The 21,845-nt window shown below is 45.8% G+C and carries 17 protein-coding genes and 1 other RNA gene; 17 read left to right on the forward strand and 1 reads right to left on the reverse strand.

The genetic code is table 11. The features are described 5' to 3' along the window. Positions 1-39 precede the first annotated feature (39 nt). The 16 genes from rsmI to lpxC all read left to right on the forward strand — a co-directional run bounded on the left by rsmI (position 40) and on the right by lpxC (position 18,194). A complete protein-coding gene (gene rsmI, locus J4N42_RS02540) occupies positions 40-903 on the forward strand; it encodes a 16S rRNA (cytidine(1402)-2'-O)-methyltransferase (RefSeq protein ID WP_252029513.1) in 864 nt (287 codons plus the stop codon). A 110-nt stretch (positions 904-1,013) separates the two neighbouring features. Next, positions 1,014-1,419, forward strand: an RNA gene (gene rnpB / locus J4N42_RS02545) — RNase P RNA component class A. A 196-nt stretch (positions 1,420-1,615) separates the two neighbouring features. Then, positions 1,616-2,566 carry a 16S rRNA (cytosine(1402)-N(4))-methyltransferase RsmH gene (rsmH, locus tag J4N42_RS02550; protein ID WP_252029515.1) on the forward strand — a complete coding sequence of 317 codons (951 nt, stop codon included), beginning with the start codon at positions 1,616-1,618 and terminating at the stop codon, positions 2,564-2,566. A 13-nt stretch (positions 2,567-2,579) separates the two neighbouring features. Continuing rightward, entirely contained in the window at positions 2,580-2,897 is a 318-nt protein-coding gene (gene ftsL / locus J4N42_RS02555) for a cell division protein FtsL (protein ID WP_252029518.1), read from the forward strand. Further along, the gene (locus tag J4N42_RS02560) at positions 2,894-4,630 is read left to right on the forward strand and encodes a penicillin-binding transpeptidase domain-containing protein (protein ID WP_252029520.1); all 1,737 of its coding nucleotides are present in this window, start codon (positions 2,894-2,896) and stop codon (positions 4,628-4,630) included. Before ftsL ends, J4N42_RS02560 begins: the two co-directional genes overlap by 4 nt. Before the next feature lie 16 nt (positions 4,631-4,646). Continuing rightward, the gene (murE, locus tag J4N42_RS02565) at positions 4,647-6,134 is read left to right on the forward strand and encodes a UDP-N-acetylmuramoyl-L-alanyl-D-glutamate--2,6-diaminopimelate ligase (protein ID WP_252029522.1); all 1,488 of its coding nucleotides are present in this window, start codon (positions 4,647-4,649) and stop codon (positions 6,132-6,134) included. Next, positions 6,131-7,492: a UDP-N-acetylmuramoyl-tripeptide--D-alanyl-D-alanine ligase gene (locus J4N42_RS02570; RefSeq protein WP_252029524.1), complete on the forward strand. Its 1,362-nt coding sequence runs from the start codon at positions 6,131-6,133 to the stop codon at positions 7,490-7,492. The genes murE and J4N42_RS02570 overlap by 4 nt, the downstream gene beginning before the upstream one ends. After that, complete coding sequence (gene mraY, locus J4N42_RS02575; protein WP_252029526.1) at positions 7,489-8,571, forward strand: phospho-N-acetylmuramoyl-pentapeptide-transferase; 1,083 nt, start codon at positions 7,489-7,491, stop codon at positions 8,569-8,571. The genes J4N42_RS02570 and mraY overlap by 4 nt, the downstream gene beginning before the upstream one ends. Before the next feature lie 55 nt (positions 8,572-8,626). Continuing rightward, on the forward strand, positions 8,627-9,946 hold the full coding sequence (murD, locus tag J4N42_RS02580) for a UDP-N-acetylmuramoyl-L-alanine--D-glutamate ligase (RefSeq protein ID WP_252029528.1): 1,320 nt from the start codon (positions 8,627-8,629) through the stop codon (positions 9,944-9,946). A gap of 12 nt (positions 9,947-9,958) precedes the next feature. Beyond that, on the forward strand, positions 9,959-11,173 hold the full coding sequence (ftsW, locus tag J4N42_RS02585; protein ID WP_252029530.1) for a cell division protein FtsW: 1,215 nt from the start codon (positions 9,959-9,961) through the stop codon (positions 11,171-11,173). Next, positions 11,160-12,221, forward strand: coding sequence for an undecaprenyldiphospho-muramoylpentapeptide beta-N-acetylglucosaminyltransferase (gene murG, locus J4N42_RS02590; RefSeq protein WP_252029532.1), 1,062 nt, complete (start codon positions 11,160-11,162; stop codon positions 12,219-12,221). The genes ftsW and murG overlap by 14 nt, the downstream gene beginning before the upstream one ends. A 13-nt stretch (positions 12,222-12,234) precedes the next feature. Further along, positions 12,235-13,695: a UDP-N-acetylmuramate--L-alanine ligase gene (gene murC, locus J4N42_RS02595; protein ID WP_252029534.1), complete on the forward strand. Its 1,461-nt coding sequence runs from the start codon at positions 12,235-12,237 to the stop codon at positions 13,693-13,695. A 173-nt stretch (positions 13,696-13,868) separates the two neighbouring features. After that, complete coding sequence (locus J4N42_RS02600; protein WP_252029536.1) at positions 13,869-14,651, forward strand: cell division protein FtsQ/DivIB; 783 nt, start codon at positions 13,869-13,871, stop codon at positions 14,649-14,651. Continuing rightward, positions 14,644-15,906, forward strand: a complete 1,263-nt coding sequence (gene ftsA / locus J4N42_RS02605; protein ID WP_252029538.1) for a cell division protein FtsA — start codon at positions 14,644-14,646, stop codon at positions 15,904-15,906. Before J4N42_RS02600 ends, ftsA begins: the two co-directional genes overlap by 8 nt. Positions 15,907-15,936: 30 nt before the next feature. Next, positions 15,937-17,178, forward strand: a complete 1,242-nt coding sequence (ftsZ, locus tag J4N42_RS02610) for a cell division protein FtsZ (protein WP_252029539.1) — start codon at positions 15,937-15,939, stop codon at positions 17,176-17,178. A 98-nt stretch (positions 17,179-17,276) separates the two neighbouring features. Then, positions 17,277-18,194, forward strand: coding sequence for a UDP-3-O-acyl-N-acetylglucosamine deacetylase (lpxC, locus tag J4N42_RS02615; RefSeq protein ID WP_252029540.1), 918 nt, complete (start codon positions 17,277-17,279; stop codon positions 18,192-18,194). A gap of 74 nt (positions 18,195-18,268) precedes the next feature. Here lpxC and J4N42_RS02620 read toward each other — a convergent pair whose 3' ends face one another. Next, the gene (locus J4N42_RS02620; protein WP_252029541.1) at positions 18,269-18,730 is read right to left on the reverse strand and encodes a DUF721 domain-containing protein; all 462 of its coding nucleotides are present in this window, start codon (positions 18,728-18,730) and stop codon (positions 18,269-18,271) included. Between the two features lie 315 nt (positions 18,731-19,045). On the opposite strand from J4N42_RS02620, the gene secA reads away from it, so the two are divergent. Beyond that, positions 19,046-21,769: a preprotein translocase subunit SecA gene (secA, locus tag J4N42_RS02625; RefSeq protein WP_252029542.1), complete on the forward strand. Its 2,724-nt coding sequence runs from the start codon at positions 19,046-19,048 to the stop codon at positions 21,767-21,769. Positions 21,770-21,845 lie beyond the last annotated feature (76 nt).

Genomic DNA, 21,845 nt, shown 5'->3' on the forward strand with positions numbered 1-21,845 from the left:
AATTGTCTCTATATTAATCGTTGAAGTGATGGTAAACAAATGACAGATAACAAAACATTGCCAGCAGAGATCCCAACTCTCTATATTGTTCCGACTCCTATTGGCAATTTAGGTGATATCACCCAACGTGCAATTGAAGTCTTATCGAGTGTGGATGTCATTGCTGCGGAAGATACTCGTCATACTGGCAAGTTGCTTGCTCACTTCAATATTCAAACTAAAACATTCCCTTTGCATGATCACAATGAACAGCAGAAAGCACAAGTATTAGTTGAGCGATTACTAGCAGGCCAATCTATTGCCTTGGTGTCCGATGCGGGGACACCGCTGATTAGCGATCCAGGGTACCACCTTGTCAATAAGTGTCGTCAAGCGGGTGTTAAAGTTGTGCCATTGCCAGGTGCTTGTGCGGTCATCACTGCGTTAAGCGCATCAGGTTTACCGTCGGATCGCTTCAGTTTTGAAGGTTTCCTTCCTGCCAAGAGCAAGGGGCGTAAAGATAAGTTTCTTGAAATTGCTAAAGCTGAGCGTACCTGTATTTTTTATGAATCGCCGCACCGAATTACGGATTCGCTTAAGGACATGTTGGAAATCCTTGGACCTGACCGAGAAGTCGTTTTGGCTCGGGAACTAACAAAAACCTTTGAAACTATTCAAGGCAAGCCATTAGGTGAGCTTATTGAGTGGGTACTAGCGGACGAAAACCAACAACGTGGTGAAATGGTACTTTTGATCCACGGTCATAGAGAGAGTGCCGAGGACTCTTTACCAGAAGAGGCAACACGTACTTTGGCAATTCTGACTAAAGAGTTGCCTCTGAAGAAAGCCGCCGCTATGGCCGCAGAAATATACAATCTCAAGAAGAACGCTTTATATAAGTGGGGGCTTGAGCACTTAGATTAATACAGCAATGCTGCTTGTTTAGTGTAAAAAAGCATCACTTAGTGCATGCCTTTCAGCATATTTGTGATCTTGCTAGACACTGTTAGCGCTTATCTATACAATCCGCCTTCGGAGTTGAACGGGTAATCGCTGCTTCATTGATGTCCTTAGGGAGACTGATGGAGGGGAGGAACGTCCGGGCTCCATAGAGCAGGGTGCCAGGTAACGCCTGGGGGGCGCGAGCCCACGACAAGTGCAGCAGAGAGAAGACCGCCGATGGCTCAATTTTCTTTTTCTTCGGAACTAGGAATGAGTACAGGTAAGGGTGAAAGGGTGCGGTAAGAGCGCACCGTGCGACTGGCAACAGTTCGTAGCAAGGTAAACTCCACCCGGAGCAAGATCAAATAGGCCCTCGCATAGCATTGCTCGTGTTTGGGGGCGGGTAGATTGCTTGAGCCTGTGAGCGATTGCAGGCCTAGACGAATGGTTACCACCGCGTAAGCGGGACAGAACCCGGCGTATGTGTCAACTCCACCCATTCGAGACCCATCATAACCTCCCGTTATGATGGGTTTTTTGCTTTTAATTGACGAAATAAATTTCGTAAGCACTAAACTTAGCGCAATATCACGAGAAGCCTGATTCGAAAGGTGGAGATATGGCGTTAAATCAGTACACTGATACCAATAGCTAGCGTTTTACGCGAATTCAGCACCAGCTTGATGAGATAACGATGACCGAATCATTCCAACACATATCTGTACTCCTTAATGAATCTATTGATGGGCTCGCTATCAAACCAGATGGCACCTACATTGATGGAACGTTTGGACGTGGCGGGCATAGCCGCACTATCTTATCTAAGCTAGGTGAAAATGGTCGCCTGTTCAGTATTGACCGTGATCCTCAAGCGATTGCCGAAGCACAAAAGATTGATGATCCTCGCTTTACCATTATTCACGGCCCATTTTCTGGTATGGCGGACTATGCCGAGCGATACGACTTGGTCGGTAAAGTTGATGGAGTGCTGCTGGATTTAGGCGTGTCATCCCCACAGTTGGACGATGCAGAGCGTGGCTTCAGCTTTATGAAAGATGGCCCGTTGGATATGCGCATGGATCCAACATCGGGTATCCCAGTGTCACAATGGCTATTAGAAGCTGACCTTGATGATATTACCTGGGTGATTCGCGAGTTTGGCGAAGATAAGCATGCTCGCCGAATTGCTAAAGCGATTGTCGCGCATCGTGACGATGAAGAAAAAGAACCACTGACTCGCACTAGCCAGTTAGCAAAGCTGATTTCAGAAGCGGCGCCGAAAAGCTTTAAAGAAAAGAAGCACCCTGCGACACGTGCATTCCAAGCGTTTCGTATTTACATCAACAGTGAATTAGAGGAAATTGATACCGCGCTTAAAGGTGCTGCCAGCATTCTAGCACCACAAGGTCGTTTATCTGTGATTAGCTTCCACTCGTTGGAAGACAGAATGGTGAAGCGATTTATCCGCAAAGAAAGCAAAGGGCCAGAAGTGCCACACGGTATCCCTCTGACAGAAGACCAAATCAAAGCGTTAGGTAGCGCCGACTTGAAGGCGGTAGGGAAAGCCATTAAGCCGTCAAAACAAGAGGTTGAGCTGAATACACGTTCAAGAAGCTCGGTATTACGCTTAGCTGAAAAACTGTAGTGAATCGATACCGATGAGTAGAAAAGCGCCTAACTTAGCAAAATTAATCGCACAGGATTTATTTACTGTTGGCCGAGTGCCGATGGTGTTGTTAGTGCTAATTTTTGCCAGTGCAATGGGCGTTGTGTTTGTCACTCATCATTCTCGCCAGGCCATTTCTGAAAAAGATCAGATGTTATTAGAGCGTGATCGATTGGGCAGTGAATGGCGCAACCTTATCCTCGAAGAAACCGCATTAGCCGATCACAGTCGGGTGCAAGCTCTTGCTAAACGAGAGCTTGAGATGAAGCGCCCAGATGCAGACAAAGAAGTGGTAATCAATCTGCAATGACCAAGAGTAAAGCCAAAACCAGTGTAAAAGCGAAAAAAACTCCAGCGAAAGAAACCCCTATTCTGATTCGTTGGCGCTTCCATTTAGTGCTGTTCTTTCTGTTTTTAGCCTTTGCTACGTTAGTCGCTAGAATTGGTTATATTCAAGTTATTGAACCTGACAACCTCATTCGTCAAGGTGATCTGCGCTCAATTCGCGCCAAAACACTTCACTCTGCACGAGGCATTATTTCAGATCGTAATGGCGAACCGCTTGCTGTTAGTGTGCCTGTTGAAGCGGTTTGGGCCGATCCTGCAACTATCTTCAAAGAAAATAGCTTGGAAGACCGCGACCGCTGGTACGCCTTGGCTGATGTACTTGGGCTTGAGCGGGATGCTTTGGTTGAGCGTATCGAAAATAATAGTAAGCGCCGCTTTATCTACCTTCAACGCCAAGTCAGCCCAGCCATGGCGAACTATATTCGTGAGCTGAAATTAAAAGGGGTAGGATTAAAATCAGAATCCCGCCGTTACTACCCCGCAGGGGAAGTCAGTGCTCACATTATTGGTGTAACCGGAATTGATGGCCATGGCCTTGAAGGCGTGGAGCGTAGCTATGACAAGTGGCTGACCGGAGAAGCGGGTAAACGCATTATTCGTAAAGACAGATACGGCAGAGTGGTTGAAAACATCTCGTTGGAAGAACGAGAAGAAGGTAAGCCTCTAGAGCTGACCATCGATCAGCGCCTGCAAGCCATTGCCTTCCGAGCCATAAAACAAGCTGTGGCGGATTTCCGTGCAACCTCTGGTTCAGCCGTACTGCTGGATGTCAAAACAGGCGCGGTCTTGGCGATGGTTAACGCCCCTTCATATAATCCAAATAATCGCTCAGATCTTCAATCGTTTAAGATGCGTAACCGAGTGATTACGGATGCTTTTGAGCCCGGTTCAACAGTGAAGCCATTTGTTGTACTCGCGGCGCTAGAGAATGGTGTGGTGGATGAAGATACTGTAATCGATACCGGCAATGGCATTATGCAGATTGGCGGTAGCCGAGTTCGTGATACCTCAAAGGTTGGCAAGGCTGACCTTACCACTATTTTGAAAAAGTCCAGTAACATCGGTGTGGCGAAAATGGCCTTGGACATGCCGCTTGAGGCTTTGTTGGGAATGTATAGCTCCGTGGGCTTTGGTGAAGTATCAGGCTTGAACTTGGTCGGTGAAACGACAGGTATTTTCCCTAATCGCCGTCGTTGGTCAAAGTTTGAAATCGCGACCTTAGCGTTTGGTTACGGCCTTACCATTACCCCACTCCAGCTTGCACACGCTTATGCGACATTAGGCAACTATGGTAAATATCAACCCGTCCATATAATCGAGAATAACCAACAAGACTTGTCGCGCCAGGTGATTGACCACAACATTGCTAAGCAAGTGCTGGAAATGCTGGAAACCGTGACTCAGCCGGGAGGCACTGCGACCAAAGCGGCGGTTCCTGGTTATCGGGTGGCGGCAAAAACCGGTACCTCCCGTAAAGCGATAGCTGGTGGTTACGGTGATGAATATTTTGCCTACACGGCAGGTGTAGCACCTGCAAGTAACCCGAGAGTTGCGCTGGTGGTGGTGGTCAATGAGCCGCAAGGTGACAACTACTATGGTGGTTCGGTTGCTGGGCCTGTTTTCTCTGAAATTATGAAAGGTGCATTGCAGATCATGAACATTGCACCTGACGAGAATAAATTTAAAAGCGAATGATTAAGCGAGAAGTAGCATGGCTTCTGAAATGACACTTGCGCAGCTGATTGCGCCTTGGTTAACGATTGACGACTCCTCTCTGGCACAAACTCAGATCACCAGTTTGGAGCTAGATAGCCGTAAGATACAAACAGGCGATACATTTGTCGCGGTTCCGGGGCATGCCGTAGATGGCCGCGATTTTATCAGCAAAGCAATCGAGCAAAACGCGAACTTAGTGCTAGCGCAAGCGTGTGAATTAAGCCCGCATGCGAGCATTACTTACCAAGACTCAACACCTGTTATTTATATAGACTCTCTTGAGCAGCGTTTGTCAGAGCTTGCTGGGCGCTTGTATCAAAGCCAAGGCAACCGAATTATTGGTGTCACGGGTACTAATGGCAAAACGACAATTTCTCAATTGATTACTCAGTGGATCGATTTGCTGGGGAAACGTGCAGCGGTAATGGGCACTACTGGAAATGGCTTCTTGTCCGATCTTAAGCAGGCTGCGAATACGACCGGTAGCCCAATTGAAATACAGAAAACACTAAGCGAATTGGCACAGCAAGGCGCTGAATATACTGCGCTCGAAGTTTCTTCTCATGGCTTGGTTCAAGGCCGCGTTAAAGCACTAAACTTTGAAATCGGCGCTTTTTCTAATTTGAGCCGCGACCATCTCGATTACCACGGCACGATGGAAGATTACGGTGAAGCGAAATTTTCACTATTTTCACAGCATAATTGCAAACGCGCCGTGATTAATGTTGATGATGAAGTCGGTGAGAAATGGTTGTCTCGATTACCTGATGCGCTAGCTGTCTCGTTGACGCCGAAGCTAAGTTTAACTCGTGCCGTATTTGCCCAAAGTGTCCGTTATTCGGAAAGTGGCATTGAGCTGAGCTTTGATGGTCAGTATGGCGAAGGGGTGTTATCAGCTCCGCTTATCGGCGAATTTAACGCTTCTAACCTGCTATTGTCTTTTGCTTGTTTACTGAGCTTGGGCTTTGATAAGCAGGCCTTGTTAGATGTCGCTCCTCAACTGACGCCGGTCATTGGCCGAATGGAGCTTTTTTCCTCTCAAGGTAAGGCGAAAGTAGTGGTTGATTATGCTCATACGCCGGATGCATTAGAAAAGGCGTTAATGGCGCTTCGTGTTCATTGCCAAGGGAAGTTATGGGCGATCTTTGGTTGCGGTGGTGACCGAGATACAGGTAAACGCCCAATGATGGCGGCGATTGCAGAGCAGTATGCCGATGAGAGTATTTTGACCGATGACAACCCACGCAGTGAGTCGCCGCAAGCTATTGTAGAAGACATGCTTAAAGGGCTCACTCAACCGGAAAAAGCACATGTTGAGCACAGCCGATATGAAGCGATAAGCTACGCACTTTCTAAAGCAGGGGAGCAGGATATTATCTTGCTAGCGGGTAAAGGCCATGAGGATTACCAAGTGATGGCGAATGAAACCGTCCACTACTCAGATCGCGAGTCTGCGCAACAATTGTTAGGTATTTTGTCATGATAAATGTTTCTCTGAGTCAACTGTCGTCAGTGCTGGGAGCTGAGTTAATTGGTAATGATGTTTCTATCGCTAGTGTCTCGACTGATACACGCAACATCGAATCGGGTGCTCTGTTTGTTGCATTGGCGGGTGAACGTTTTGATGCCCATGATTTTATTCACCAGGCTGAAAGTAATGGTGCTGGGGCGTTGTTGGTCCATAAGCGCTGTGAAACCTCGTTACCGCAATTGGTGGTGCAAAATACCAAACTTGCTCTAGGCTCTCTCGCTGCTTGGGTTCATCAGTTGTGCTCTACACCTACCGTCGCAATTACAGGTAGTTGTGGCAAAACCACCGTTAAAGAGATGCTGGCGAGTATTCTTTCGCGTCGAGGCCAGGTGTTGTTTACCGCTGGGAATTTCAATAATGAAATCGGAGTTCCGCTGACGCTGCTTCGTTCTACACCACAAGATGACTTCGCTGTGATTGAACTAGGAGCCAACCACATCGGTGAAATAGCCTATACCACTTCGCTGACCCAACCTGATATCGCACTGGTCAATAACGTGGCTGCTGCTCATCTTGAAGGTTTTGGTTCTATGGATGGAGTCAAGCAGGCGAAAGGTGAGATTTATTTGGGTCTCAAGCCTGGCTCAGTTGCGGTAGTCAACTTAGACAGTAATGGTGGTGAACTATGGCAAGAAGTTCTGGCAGATAAGCAGGTGCTTACTTTTTCGGCCAAGAACGGTTCGGCTGATGTGTTTGCTTCCGATGTTCAGCTTAATGAGCAAGGTGAGGCGAGCTTTAGTCTTCATACACCGATTGGTGTGTGTCAGGTTCAACTTGGCATTATAGGTGAGCATAATGTTGCGAATGCGCTTGCGGCAAGCTGCTTGGCGATTAAGCTAGGAGTTGGACTTGATGATATTCAACATGGCTTAAAGCATTTGATGAAAGTGAAAGGACGTGTGGAAGCCATTGAGCTTACGGACAGTATCAAATTGATCGATGACAGCTACAATGCCAGCGTTCCGGCCATGAAAGCTGCGGCTGACCTACTTGGCAGTTTTGGCGGTTGCCGTTGGTTAATTTTAGGTAATATGGCAGAGTTAGGCGCTGAAAGTCTTGCACTTCATCGTCAAGTCGGGGAACATGCTGCCCCGTTTAAATTTGAATATGTATTGACGTATGGGGATGACACGAAAGTGATCAGCGAAGTTTGCGGTGGCCGTCACTTTGAATCCCATGAAGATATGATCGTATATATAGAGCAACAGCTTACAAAACAGAGCGATAAACGCCATACCTTGCTTGTTAAAGGCGCAAATAGTGCTGGGATGAGCAAAATAGCGGTTGCTTTAAAGGAGACCCATTCATGATCATCTGGCTTGCTGAGTTATTACAGCCACATTTTTCTTTTTTCAGGTTGTTCGAGTACTTATCGTTTCGAGCCATTATTAGCATTCTCTCAGCACTAGCCATTTCATTGTGGATGGGGCCAAGGCTGATTAAACGCCTACAACTACTACAAATTGGTCAAGTTGTTCGTAATGACGGCCCTGAATCTCACTTCAGCAAGCGTGGTACGCCAACAATGGGTGGCGTTATGATTCTCGCTGCGATCGTGATTACCGTCTTTCTTTGGGCGGATTTATCGAACCCATATGTATGGGCGGTAATGGCTGTATTGATTGGTTATGGTGCGGTTGGCTTCGTTGATGACTACCGAAAAGTCGTTCGTAAAAATACCGATGGTTTGATAGCTCGCTGGAAATACTTTTGGCAATCCGCTATCGCATTAGTCGTGGCATTTGCTCTATATGCGCATGGTAAAGACACCGCAGCAACTCAATTAGTTGTACCGTTTTTTAAAGAAGTAATGCCTCAGCTCGGGCTGTTGTATATCGTATTAACTTACTTTGTCATCGTTGGCACCAGTAATGCGGTTAACTTAACCGACGGTCTAGATGGCCTAGCGATTATGCCTACAGTGTTGGTATCGGCTGGCTTTGCTGCGATTGCTTGGGCAACCGGCAATGTGAACTTCGCTAATTACCTACATATTCCTCACATTCCATTGGCGTCTGAATTAGTTATCGTATGTACGGCGATTGTGGGAGCTGGTCTTGGTTTCCTATGGTTTAACACCTACCCTGCACAAGTATTTATGGGTGACGTAGGCTCGTTAGCATTAGGCGGTGCTTTGGGCACGATTGCTGTTCTCGTCCGACAAGAATTTGTTCTTGTGATTATGGGCGGTGTATTTGTGATGGAAACCCTATCCGTTATTCTTCAAGTTGGATCCTACAAACTACGAGGCCAACGTATTTTCCGTATGGCGCCGATTCACCATCACTATGAGCTAAAGGGCTGGCCTGAACCGCGTGTTATCGTGCGTTTTTGGATCATTTCTATCGTGCTTGTTTTGGTAGGCTTGGCGACACTAAAAGTCCGATAATGATTTGCATGTTCTGTGCTGAGCGTGCAGATTCAACACCTTTGCAGGTTACTAAATGAATCAGTGGCAAAACATCAATCGTGTTGTCGTCGTAGGGCTCGGTATTACCGGGCTCTCTGTCGTTAAACACCTTGTGCAATTACCTCATAATCTAGACATTAAAGTCATTGATACACGAGCGAACCCTCCAGGACAGACTGAGCTTCCACAAGATGTTTCACTTCATGCTGGTGGATGGAATCTAGAGTGGCTGCACCAAGCAGATTTGTTGGTGGTGAACCCTGGAATTGCGCTTGCGACAGCTGAAATTCAGCAAGTCATTGCCAAAGGTATCCCTGTTGTTGGAGATATAGAATTATTTGCTTGGCAAGTGAACAAGCCTGTTATTGCTATTACAGGCTCGAACGGTAAGAGTACAGTTACTGATCTAACCGGTGTTGTTGCTGCTGGCTGTGGGCTGAAAGTCGGTGTAGGCGGTAACATAGGTGTTCCCGCCTTGGAACTTTTGAACCAAGATGCGGATTTATATGTCTTGGAGTTATCAAGCTTTCAGCTTGAAACGACTTCGAGTTTGTCTTTAGTTGCCGCTGCTTTCCTTAACCTGTCAGAAGACCACATGGATCGCTATGACGGCATGGAGGACTACCGACAAGCTAAATTAAGAATCTTTGCAAATGCACAAGCCTGCATCGTTAATAAGGAAGACGCTCAAACTTATCCAGATACGATGGATAAACGCTTGATAGAGTTTAGCCTAGGTAACCGAGGACAATTTAAACTAGACCTTCATCAGGGACAGGAATACTTGTTTGCCAATGATGCCCCCGTTTTGGCTAGTAGTGAACTGTCTCTAGTCGGTCGTCATAATGTCGCTAACGCTTTGGTTGTATTAGCATTACTTGCAGAGGCTGGCATCGATTTCACTAAAGGCCTGAGTGCGCTGAAATCTTACAATGGTTTGACGCATCGCTGCCAAGTTGTCGCAGATAATAACGGTATTAAGTGGGTGAATGATTCCAAAGCGACGAATGTTGCCAGTACATTGGCTGCGCTCTCGGGTTTAGAGTGTCGTGGCACTTTGTATCTGTTAGTCGGGGGGGATGGCAAAGGTGCCGACTTTAGTGAACTTAGCCCTGCGCTCGCTTCTCTTAATGTTGAATTGTGTTGCTTTGGGGCTGATGGTTCTGAGTTTCTGCCATTACATCACTCATCGAAACGCTATGAATCAATGGCTGAAATTGTGGAAAGCATTACTCCTAAGTTACAACCCGGTGATATGGTGATGCTATCGCCTGCGTGTGCAAGCTTTGATCAATTTAATAATTTTATGGCACGTGGCGAAGCCTTTACACAGCTTGCACGTCAATACGCCTGACTGAGGTAATTAATGCAGTTAAAAGGAAGCCTTTCAGGCGCGAAAGCATGGTTTAGCCACCCAGTACCAGACGCTCTATTTGACAGGCAATTGGTATGGATAGCGCTGGGCCTAATGCTGACGGGCCTAGTGATGGTAACATCCGCTTCGTTTCCTATTAGCTCACGCCTCACTGATCAGCCTTTTCACTTTATGTTTCGCCATGCAGTGTTTCTGATCTTGGCGCTCTCTACGTCTGCTGTTGTGTTGCAAGTGCCTTTGGAGCGTTGGCTGCGCTATAGCTCAGTATTGTTGGGTATATCGTTTTTCCTGTTGATTGTTGTGTTAGTAGCGGGGAAGTCGGTTAATGGTGCTTCCCGTTGGATCCCGCTTGGGTTATTCAATCTTCAGCCTGCAGAAGTTGCCAAACTATCGCTATTTATATTTATGGCAGGGTATTTGGTTCGTAAGCAAGAGGAAGTAAGAGCCACCTTTTTTGGCGGCTTCATGAAGCCGATCATGGTGTTTGGCACATTAGCGATATTACTATTGGGCCAGCCTGATTTAGGGACCGTTATTGTTATGTTGGTCACCTTGTTTGGCATGCTGTTCATTGCAGGAGCAAAACTGTCGCAATTTATCGCGTTAATGGTCGCCGGTATTATGGCCGTTATCGCGCTGATTGTTGCGGAGCCTTATCGAATGAGGCGGGTCACCTCTTTCCTTGATCCGTGGGAAGATCCATTTGGTAGCGGTTATCAGCTAACTCAATCGCTGATGGCATTTGGTCGAGGTGAGTGGTTTGGTCAAGGACTTGGAAACTCCATTCAAAAACTAGAGTATCTTCCTGAGGCACATACTGACTTTGTGTTTGCTGTTTTAGCAGAAGAGCTGGGGTTTGTCGGTGTTACCTTGGTGCTTATGTTGATCTTCAGTTTGGTATTTAAAGCTATTTTTATTGGCAAAAAAGCGTTTGATAACAACCAGCTATTTGGCGGTTACTTGGCTTTTGGTATTGGTATTTGGTTCGCGTTCCAAACGTTAGTTAACGTAGGGGCAGCGGCTGGTATTGTTCCAACCAAAGGCTTGACGCTACCTTTGATTAGTTACGGTGGCTCGAGTTTAATTATAATGTCTGTCGCTGTGTCGATCTTACTTCGAATCGACCATGAATGTCGGTTAATAGAAAGCCGCAGTACGCCTGAAAAGAATGTGGCGGAAGAAAAAGAATCTAATGAAAAAGAATAAACGTTTGATGGTAATGGCTGGCGGTACTGGTGGGCATGTATTCCCTGGGCTTGCCGTTGCTAAGAAGTTACAGCAACAAGGTTGGGAGATTCGCTGGTTAGGTACCGCGGACAGAATGGAAGCTGAATTGGTGCCAAAACATGGTATTGATATCGACTTTATCAAAGTGAAAGGGTTGAGAGGTCAAAGCCTGACTAAGTTGGTCAAAGCGCCATTCCAAATTATCAGTGCTATATTGCAAGCCAAGCGCCATATTAAAAATTGGCAGCCTGATGCGGTATTGGGCATGGGAGGTTATGTCAGTGGCCCTGGAGGTATTGCTGCTTGGCTTAGCGGTGTGCCTGTCGTTTTGCATGAGCAAAATGCGGTAGCAGGGCTGACGAACCAATGGCTGTCAAAAATTGCCAAAAAAGTGTTTCAGGCGTTTCCCGGTGCATTCCCAACTGCGGAAGTGGTCGGCAACCCTGTGCGTGAGGATGTAGTAGCTTTGCCGGAGCCTTCTATTCGTCTATCCGAGCGTGATGGTCCTATTCGTATTTTAGTAATGGGTGGTAGCCAAGGCGCTCAGATTTTGAATACCACGCTACCAGGAGTGATGCAGTCACTTGGTGGACACTATCAGGTGCTTCATCAGGCAGGGAAGAATAATCAAAGTTCGGTACAGGCCGCATACCAAGAAATGGGAGTGACTGAAGCTGAAACGGTAGAGTTTATCGATGATGTTGCTAAAGCTTATGACTGGGCAGATATCCTAGTTTGTCGCTCTGGAGCGTTGACTGTGTCAGAAGTATCTGCAGCAGGTGTAGGGGCGATATTTATTCCGTTTATGCATAAAGACCGTCAGCAAGCCTTGAATGCTGATCATTTAGTGGAGTGCGGTGCAGCCAAGATGATTGAGCAGCCAGACCTCACCCAAGACAAATTAACAACGATGATTGCCAGTTTAGATCGCTCTGCGTTGCTGACTATGGCGATAAAAGCACGTGAAGCCGCTAAGCTAGAAGCGGATCAAACGGTAGCGAACGCGATCATTGCTTTGACTAAATAACGAGACAAGATTCATGACCATAGAACATACACAAGATTTAGCTCAGATCCGTGCCATGGTGCCAGAGATGCGAAGAGTAAAATGCATCCACTTTATCGGTATTGGTGGAGCTGGTATGAGTGGTATTGCCGAAGTATTGTTAAATGAAGGCTACCAAATTACAGGGTCTGATCTTGCAGAAAACCCGGTAACCGAGCGCCTAACTGAAAAAGGTGCCACGGTTTATATTGGTCACCAAGAGAGCAATATTGAACAGGCGAGCGTGGTGGTGGTTTCTACCGCGATTAATGAAGAAAACCCAGAAATCATGGCAGCCAGAGAGCGTCGTATTCCGATAGTTCGCCGAGCAGAGATGCTGGCGGAGCTTATGCGTTTTCGTCATGGGATTGCTGTCGCGGGTACTCACGGTAAAACGACGACGACTGCATTAGTCACTCAGATTTACTCTGAGGCGGGATTAGATCCCACGTTTGTAAATGGCGGATTAGTAAAAAGTGCTGGAACCAATGCAAGATTAGGTTCAAGCCGTATTCTTATCGCTGAAGCAGACGAAAGTGATGCTTCTTTCTTGCACCTTCAGCCAATGGTTAGCATTGTGACTAACATTGAAGCGGATCATATGGATACATATGGCGGGGACTTTGAAACGCTAAAGCAGACGTTTATCGATTTCTTACACAATTTACCATTTTACGGTCAAGCTATTGTGTGTATCGATGATCCAGTCGTACGAGAATTGATTCCAAGAATCAGTCGTCAAGTTATCACGTACGGTTTTTCTGAAGATGCCGATGTTCGTATTGAAAACTACCGTCAGGACGGCCAACAAGGTAAGTTTACTGTGGTCCGTGAGGGTAAAGATAATTTGGATATTACGCTGAACATTCCTGGTCGTCATAATGCACTGAATGCGTCAGCAGCCATCGCGGTTGCGACAGAAGATGATGTGAGCGATGAAGCGATTCTGGCAGCAATGGCAGGAACACAAGGGACGGGACGCCGCTTTGACCACCTAGGTGAGTTTGATACTGGCAATGGTAGTGCAATGCTGGTGGATGATTATGGTCATCACCCAACCGAAGTAGACGTAACCATTCAAGCAGCTCGCAGCGGCTGGGAAGAAAAACGACTGGTCATGGTTTTCCAGCCCCACCGTTATAGCCGAACGCGCGACCTTTATGATGATTTTGCTAATGTACTCGAGCAAGTCGATGTACTTATCATGCTTGACGTCTACTCGGCCGGGGAAAAGCCAATAGCAGGCGCAGATGGGCGGGCGTTATGTCGAACTATCCGTAGTCGAGGTAAAATCGATCCAATATTTGTTGCGGAAACATCTGCTCTACCATCTGTTTTAGCTAATGTTTTACAAGATGGTGACCTCGTACTAACCCAAGGTGCTGGTGATGTTGGCAAAGTAGCTAAACAACTCGCAGCTTTTGAGTTAAATATTAATAAAATGCAGTCTGCATAATGCAAAAAGTAGAATTGAGTCATTTTATTGGTTTGGCTCAAATCTATACGCTAATTATCACTTTCTGTATTTGATACTTTCAGTTAGCTCAGTATAATCCCAAGGTTAAAGTAACTGCTTTACCTCTATAAAAATAGGGAATGTATTGAGAGCCATGTGTAGGGACAGCGACTTTGGTAAAAAGTGCTTTGAGAAAAAGCCGTCGTGTATCGCATTCACCACTAGTTAAACAACATGCCGTTGGCGGTGTGTTTTTGCTAGTGGTTTTGTTGTCCATAGGTTTTACCCTCTACTCAACATTGTCTTGGATGTGGGATGATCAAAGGCTTCCGCTTTCCAAAATAGTTCTTCAGGGCGATTTGAATTACGTTTCAGCCAACAATGTTCAACAGGCATTTTCTGAACTAGAGCATATTGGCACGTTTATGTCTCAGGACATCGACGAACTGCAAGAGGTGGTATCAACCATTCCATGGGTTGCTCACGCTTCTATTCGTAAACAGTGGCCAGATACCATAAAAGTTTTTCTGACTGAGTATCAAGCAGAGGCTATATGGAATGGAAACGCGTTACTGAATGAAAAAGGCAATGTCTTTGATGGAGATATTGGCCAGCTAAAAGGAGAGCGGGTTAAGCTTTATGGCCCGACAGGGAGTAGCCAAGAAGTATTGAATATTTGGCGAGAAATAACCCCTCTTTTTAAAGCGTTAGATCTAAATATTACATCGTTGGTTTTGAACGATCGCCGAGCATGGCAAATAATTCTAGATAATGGTATTCGTCTTGAATTAGGCAAAGAATCGTTAAACGAACGAATTGAGCGCTTCATTGCGCTGTATACGAGCTTAGGAAGTGACGCTGATAAAGTCAGTTATATCGACCTCAGATACGACACGGGAGCGGCAATTGGCTGGTTCCCTGAACAAGAGTTAGAACAAGAGAGTACAGATGACTAAGGCCGCTGATGACAACTTAATTGTTGGTCTTGATATAGGCACTGCAACCGTATCAGCTCTAGTAGGTGAGGTCTTGCCTGACGGCCAGATAAATATCATTGGGGCTGGAACAAGCCCATCGAGAGGTATGGACAAGGGTGGAGTTAACGACCTTGAATCTGTCGTTAAGTCTGTTCAGCGTGCGGTTGACCAAGCTGAGTTGATGGCAGAATGCCAGATCAGTAATGTTTTCATCTCTTTATCCGGCCGCCATATCGCTAGCCGTATTGAAAAGGGGATGGGAACCATTTCTGATGAGGAAGTGTCCCAAGAAGATATGGATAGAGCGATTCATACCGCTAAATCGATCAAAATTGGAGACGAGCAAAAAATCCTGCACGTCATTCCTCAAGAATTTACTATCGACTACCAAGAAGGGATTAAGAACCCACTTGGCCTTTCTGGTGTTCGAATGGAGGTGAGTGTTCACCTCATTTCTTGTCACAATGATATGGCAAGAAACATTATTAAAGCTGTAGAGCGTTGTGGCTTGAAAGTGGATCAGCTTGTCTATTCTGGCTTAGCTGCAAGTAATGCAGTTATCACTGATGATGAACGCGAACTAGGTGTTTGTGTGGTAGACATTGGCGCAGGTACAATGGATGTTTCCATTTGGACTGGTGGTGCGCTACGTCACACAGAAGTATTCTCTTACGCCGGAAACGCAGTGACTAGCGATATAGCATTTGCGTTTGGTACGCCAGTAAGCGATGCTGAAGAGATCAAGGTGAAATACGGCTGCGCACTTAGCGAATTGGTGAGTAAAGACGATACGGTTAACGTGCCTAGCGTGGGTGGGCGTCCATCGCGCAGTTTACAAAGGCAGACCTTGTCCGAGGTTATTGAGCCTCGTTACACTGAACTGATGGGATTGGTTAATCAGACAATTGATACAGTCCAATCAAAACTTCGTGAAGATGGCATCAAGCATCATTTAGCTGCCGGTGTTGTTCTTACCGGTGGTGCAGCACAGATTGAAGGATTGGTGGAATGTGCCGAGCGTGTATTCCGCAATCAAGTTAGAGTTGGTAAACCGCTAGAAGTTAGTGGTTTAACAGATTATGTAAAAGAGCCGTTTCATTCGACGGCTGTTGGCTTACTTCATTACGCAAAGGATAGTCAAGTGAGTGATGACATAGAATATAGCGAACCAAAGCGTCAATCTATGTCTGGCTTCGTTGGCCGTTTACGTAATTGGATACAAAAAGAGTTTTAACCTGAGTAGCAGGAAAAACGGAGATAACACATGTTTGAACCGATGATGGAAATGTCTGACGATGCGGTAATTAAAGTCGTTGGAGTGGGTGGTGGCGGCGGTAACGCTGTAGAACACATGGTGCGTGAGTCCATCGAAGGCGTGGAATTCATCAGTGTAAACACCGATGCTCAAGCGCTGCGTAAAACGAGTGTAAGCAGTGTCATTCAGATTGGTGGTGACATTACTAAAGGTCTAGGTGCTGGGGCTAACCCTCAAGTTGGCCGTGAAGCTGCACTTGAAGATCGAGAAAGAATTAAAGAAGTTCTAACTGGTGCCGATATGGTATTTATAGCCGCTGGTATGGGCGGTGGTACCGGTACTGGTGCTGCGCCTGTTATTGCTGAAGTGGCTAAAGAGCTTGGCGTGTTAACGGTTGCAGTAGTGACTAAGCCATTTAGCTTTGAAGGTAAGAAGCGTTTGGCGTTTGCGGAGCAAGGAATTGAAGAGCTGTCGAAGCACGTAGACTCGTTAATCACTATTCCGAATGAGAAGCTACTGAAAGTTTTAGGACGTGGTGTCACATTGCTTGAAGCGTTTGCGAGCGCAAACGATGTACTGAAAAATGCGGTACAAGGCATTGCTGAACTTATCACTCGTCCTGGTATGATCAACGTCGACTTTGCAGATGTGAGAACGGTCATGTCTGAAATGGGTCACGCAATGATGGGTAGCGGTGTCTCTAAGGGAGAAGATCGCGCGGAAGAAGCTGCTGAAACAGCAATTTCAAGCCCTCTACTTGAAGACATTGATCTTGCCGGTGCTCGTGGTGTACTTGTGAACATCACTGCTGGCCTAGACATGCGTCTTGATGAGTTCGAAACGGTGGGTAACACAGTTAAAGCGTTTGCATCTGATAACGCGACAGTGGTTATTGGTACTTCCCTTGACCCTGATATGACAGATGAGATTCGCGTTACAGTTGTTGCTACTGGTATTGGTAACGAGAAAAAGCCTGACATTACGCTAGTTGCGGGTGGCAAAGCGAAAGTAGCTCCAGTAGCTCAGCCGCAAACGCAAACTGCTCCGTCTACGCCTTCTGCTCCACAGCAGCCAGCTGCTAAAGTAGAAGAGAAGCCGGCACAGCCTTTGCAGGAAAAACCTCAGGTAACATCTCAACCAGCACCTACGGCACCTGTTTCGTCATCAAATGGCCAAAATGCAGCTGCTAAGACAGAAAAAGATGGTGGGTACTTGGATATTCCGGCATTTTTACGTCGCCAAGCTGATTAAGATATAAGCATAATTTGACACTGTTCAAAATTATGGTAGGATTTGCGGTCGGTGAACTCATCGACCGTGATTTGTAGCACTTTTATCGAGGCAAGTAGATGATCAGACAACGTACTCTGAAAGAAATAGTGAAAACTACTGGTGTGGGACTCCACTCTGGTCGTAAAGTGACACTTACTCTTCGCCCAGCCGCTGCAAATACGGGTATTGTTTACCGTCGTACTGACGTCAACCCACCGGTAGATTTTCCAGCCGACCCAGAGTCAGTGCGCGATACAATGCTATGTACCGCATTGGTGAACGATGAAGGCGTACGTATTTCTACGGTAGAACACTTGAACGCAGCACTTGCGGGCATGGGTATCGATAACATCATTATCGAAGTCGATGCGCCTGAAATTCCGATTATGGATGGTAGTGCAAGTCCGTTTGTATTCTTACTGCAACAAGCTGGTATTGAAACGCTTAACACACCTAAGCGCTTTATCCGCATTAAGAAACCAGTGCGTTTTGAAGACGGTGATAAGTGGGCTGAACTGGTACCGTACAATGGTTTCAGAATGGACTTCGAAATTGAGTTCGATCACCCAGCAATAGATGCAGACCAGCAACAACTGCGTTTTGATTTTTCTTCTCAAGGTTTTGTAAAAGAGATTTCTCGCGCACGTACTTTCGGTTTTATGCGTGATATTGAGTACTTACAATCTCAAAACTTGGTTCTAGGTGGTAGCTTTGATAACGCGATTGTGCTGGATGAGTACCGCATTCTAAATGAAGAAGGCCTTCGTTTTGAGAATGAATTTGTGACTCATAAAGTACTTGATGCAATCGGTGACCTATACATGTGTGGTCATGCTATTGTAGGTGAGTTCCGCGCATATAAATCTGGTCATGGTTTGAACAACCAATTGCTACGTGCAGTACTAGCCGATCAGGAAGCATGGGAATGGGCAACATTCGAAGAAGAAGTTGGTTCACCTGTTGCTTTTGCTGAACCTAACATGGTGCTTGCGTAAACACTGAAGATATAGATTTTAAAAGCCAGACCTTCGAGTCTGGCTTTTTTGCTTCTTATATTTGCTAAATAAAGTTACTCATCTCGTGCAAGTTGAGCGAGTTTCTCTAAGCGCTTTTTCACTTTAGGTGGAGCCCCCGACGCAATCATCAGTAGTGCACTTGCGGCATTATTGGACAATGGTGCGCGTTTCTTTGCTGGTTTGTCAGAGGTGAACTCGCCTGGTCGGCGCTGGTAGAGTCCTGGATTTATGCGAATTTCGACCGCCATTAACCGTGCGAACCCAGCGTTTCTTAATTGATTTAGGATATTGAGTCGATCGTAATCGAGCTTCATTTTTATTGCAGCACTGGCAACTTCAATGACGAGGTGGTTTGATCGCACGTTTGCCGCGCGGCAATGATCCACCACTCCTTTAGGTAAGATCTGGGATAGGGCTTGATTGATCTTGATGATCTCTCCAGCGTGTTGCTGGATCTGACCGAGTTTTGAGCCAGTAATCAATTCGTCAGTAAGAGTAGGGCGATGATCTCTCATAAAAGCCTCGATTGGTTTCTATCCCTAATAGTAGGCGATTGTACGGTAGCAAAACAGCCATTCTTAAACGAAATATCGCTGGAATTGGAGAAAAATTTAAGTGAGCTTCAAACAAATGCTCACACTATTGGTTGTTCGGGAGAAAATTCCTTAAACTATGCGGCACTAATTATAGATAGTGCCTTGAAATTCAGCCCACTCATCACAATATCACTGATACATGATTTATCTCAGTATCCTTAGTTTAAAACGGGTAGAGACTGAAGGCATTTAGAGTAGATCTGAACGATCTAAGCAAAGAGAGATTCACAACAAATGATAGCTAAGCTACTGACTAAAGTTATTGGTAGCCGTAATGACAGAACATTGCGCCGCCTAAGAAAAATAGTTAAAGAAATTAATAATTACGAACCAACGTTTGAAGCTTTTTCCGATGAAGAGTTAAAGGCAAAAACCGTTGAGTTCCGTCAGCGTTTAGAACAGGGTGAATCACTAGACAAGCTATTACCAGAAGCATTCGCGACCGTTCGTGAGGCATCTAAGCGTGTTTATGGTATGCGTCACTTTGACGTACAGCTCATCGGTGGCATGGTACTGAACTCTGGCCAAATTGCAGAAATGCGTACTGGTGAAGGTAAAACACTAACTGCAACTCTACCTGCATATTTGAACGCACTAAAAGGTGCGGTTCACGTAGTAACGGTGAACGACTACCTTGCAAAGCGTGACGCAGAAACAAACCGTGTTCTATTCGAATTCCTGGGCATGACAGTTGGCATCAATGTGCCTAATATGCCTCCGCAAGAGAAGAAAGAAGCTTACCAAGCCGATATTCTTTACGGTACAAATAACGAATTTGGTTTTGACTATCTACGTGACAACATGGCTTTCCGTGCGGAAGACCGTGTACAGCGTGAACGTTACTTTGCTATTGTCGATGAAGTCGATTCGATCCTTATCGATGAAGCTCGTACTCCTCTTATTATTTCTGGTCCTGCGGAAGATAGCTCAGAGCTTTACACGCGTATCAATGTTCTTATCCCTCACTTGCAACAGCAAGAGCAAGAAGACTCTGAAGAATACCGTGGTGATGGTCACTACACAGTCGATGAGAAATCTAAACAAGTACACTTGACGGAAACAGGTCAGGAATTTGTTGAAGAGTTAATGATAAAAAATGGTTTGATGGAAGAGGGCGATACTCTTTATTCACCAACAAACATTAGCCTTCTACATCACGTGAATGCTGCATTGCGTGCGCACGTGTTGTTTGAAAAGAATGTGGACTACATTGTCAATGAAGACGAAGAAGTGGTCATCGTTGATGAGCACACTGGTCGTACAATGCCGGGTCGTCGTTGGTCTGAAGGTCTTCATCAAGCAGTAGAAGCAAAAGAAGGCGTTAAGATCCAAAATGAGAACCAAACTCTCGCGTCTATCACCTTCCAAAACTTCTTCCGTCTTTACGAAAAACTGTCTGGTATGACAGGTACTGCCGATACAGAAGCATTTGAATTCCAGTCAATCTATGGATTGGAAACTGTCGTTATTCCTACGAACAAACCAATGATTCGTAACGATATGCCTGATGTGGTTTATCGTACTGAAGTTGAAAAATTCAATGCAATCATCGAAGACATTAAAGAGCGCGTAGAAAAAGGTCAGCCATCTCTAGTAGGTACAGTTTCGATTGAAAAATCGGAATTGCTATCGAATGCCCTTAAGCAAGCCAAGATCAAGCACAACGTTCTCAATGCTAAATTCCATGAACGTGAAGCGGAGATTGTAGCTGAAGCGGGTACACCAGGCGCGGTAACTATTGCAACTAACATGGCTGGTCGTGGTACCGATATCGTGTTGGGTGGTAGCTGGCAGATGAAAGTTGAACAACTAAACAATCCAACTCAAGAGCAGATCGATGAGATCAAGGCAGAGTGGAAAGTTGTTCACGATAAAGTACTTGAAGCAGGTGGCCTACATATTATTGGCACAGAGCGCCACGAGTCTCGTCGTATTGATAATCAGCTGCGTGGTCGTTCTGGTCGTCAGGGTGATGCGGGTTCTTCGCGCTTCTACCTTTCAATGGAAGATTCATTGCTGCGTATCTTTACTTCTGATCGTATGGCTAGCTTGATTCAAAGCGGTATGGATGAAGGTGAAGCGATTGAGTCTAAGATGCTTTCTCGCTCGATTGAAAAAGCTCAGCGTAAGGTGGAAGGCCGTAACTTCGATATTCGTAAACAGCTACTAGAGTACGATGACGTTGCCAACGACCAGCGTAAAGTGGTTTATGAGCTTCGCGATGAACTGATGAGCGTTGATGACATCAGCGAAATGCTAGAACAAAACCGTGCGGATGTATTCAGCTCGGTGATCGACGAATATATTCCGCCACAGTCACTAGAAGAAATGTGGGATATTGCCGGCCTTGAAGAACGCTTGAAAAACGACTTTGACCTTCATGTATCCATCCAAACTTGGTTGGATGAAGACGACAAGCTATACGAAGAAGCTCTACGCGAGAAGATCTTAGAAGAAGCGGTAACTGTCTACAAACAGAAAGAAGAAGCAGTTGGTGAGACAGTGCTTCGTAATTTTGAAAAGTCGGTTATGTTGCAAACACTGGACGGCCTTTGGAAAGAGCATTTGGCTGCGATGGATCACCTTCGCCAAGGTATTCACTTACGTGGCTATGCACAGAAGAACCCGAAACAAGAGTACAAGCGTGAATCGTTTGAACTGTTCGAAGGATTATTGGACTCACTCAAGTTTGATGTGATTGCCATCCTTTCTAAAGTTCGAGTTCAACAGCAAGAAGAAGTTGAGAAGATGGAAGCTCAACGTCGTGCTCAAGCCGAAGAAGCAGCTCGTCGTGCTCAAACCCAACATGCTGCAGCGGAAAATCAGTTATCTGATGGTGAAGAATCAGAAGAAGGCAATCAGCCTATGGTACGTGAAGAGCGTAAAGTAGGTCGAAATGAGCCATGCCCTTGTGGTAGTGGTAAGAAATACAAGCAGTGCCATGGTAAAATTGGCTAAGCTAAAATGTTGAGTAAAAGAGCCGCTTTAGCGGCTCTTTTTTATTATGGAAAACTTTCCTATTACGGATGGAATA

The organism is Vibrio sp. SCSIO 43135, from assembly GCF_023716665.1.
GTDB classification, from domain to species: domain Bacteria; phylum Pseudomonadota; class Gammaproteobacteria; order Enterobacterales; family Vibrionaceae; genus Vibrio; species Vibrio paucivorans.